General features: G+C 25.9%; 1 protein-coding gene. It reads left to right on the top strand.

All coding sequences use genetic code 4. The annotated features are described in order from the left end of the window. Positions 1-8: 8 nt before the first annotated feature. A partial coding sequence (locus C4B24_RS04835; protein ID WP_131599649.1) for an MAG4270 family putative restriction endonuclease occupies positions 9-866 on the top strand: 858 nt, incomplete at its 3' end.

Below are 866 nucleotides of genomic sequence, written 5' to 3'. Positions count from 1 at the left end.
GGGTCAAAATGAATTTTTATAAAATTAAAACGCCAATAATTAAAAAGAATTACACTAATACAACCTCTTGTAAATTCAAAGGGGATTTAGAATTTATAACAAATGAACATGGAATAATTTTGGATTGAAAAATTAGTTTTACAAAAGTATTTTTAGATCAATATACAACACAATCATGGTTCGAAAAGAAAACTGTTGCTTTTGCAAGAAGAGAAGAATTATTCGAAGAATTAGGATTAAAGCAAATTCCGAGACCCAATGATAAAAATAATAAAATTATCGAACTAAACAAAGAACAAATTAGCATAGTAAATAATTTCATAAATAATAGAAGCAAATATAATTCAACAATTAAGAATGTTGTGCAATTATTAAAGGGCAATAACCCAGGCGGTCAAGCTAAGAACCCTGGTAGTGCGGAGTTAATTTTGGATAATAATTCAAATGCTAATGTATTTGCAATTCTATTTGATAACCTTTGCTTGAAAAAGACTCAAAAAGAATCAAGAAGAAATTTATTTGATGTTTATTCAATAAGTGCAAAAGAAATCTCTTTTGAATCTTTTGTTAATTTGAATTCAACATTAAAAAAAGCTTTTGAATATATGCAAGTTAGCAAAGATCCTACTGGTTTTAAAATATATCTTGAACAGATAGAAACATATTATAAAAAACACAATCTTGTAGTTCAAGAAGTTGAGAAAATTATTAAAAAGGCAAGAAGTAAATACAGTGTTAATATTGATAATACAATTACAAAATTACCTTTTGAATTAAAAGATAAGGCACAATTCCAAAAGGCACATATCATTGATGTACACAAATTAAAAATGTTAATAATTGAAGCGAAACAAGAAAACAAAGGT

The organism is Mycoplasma marinum, assembly GCF_004335975.1.
GTDB lineage: Bacteria > Bacillota_I > Bacilli_A > Mycoplasmatales > Metamycoplasmataceae > Mycoplasma_K > Mycoplasma_K marinum.
The sequence above is the reverse complement of the archived record's forward strand: the minus strand, read 5'-3'. Positions and strand labels throughout refer to the sequence as shown.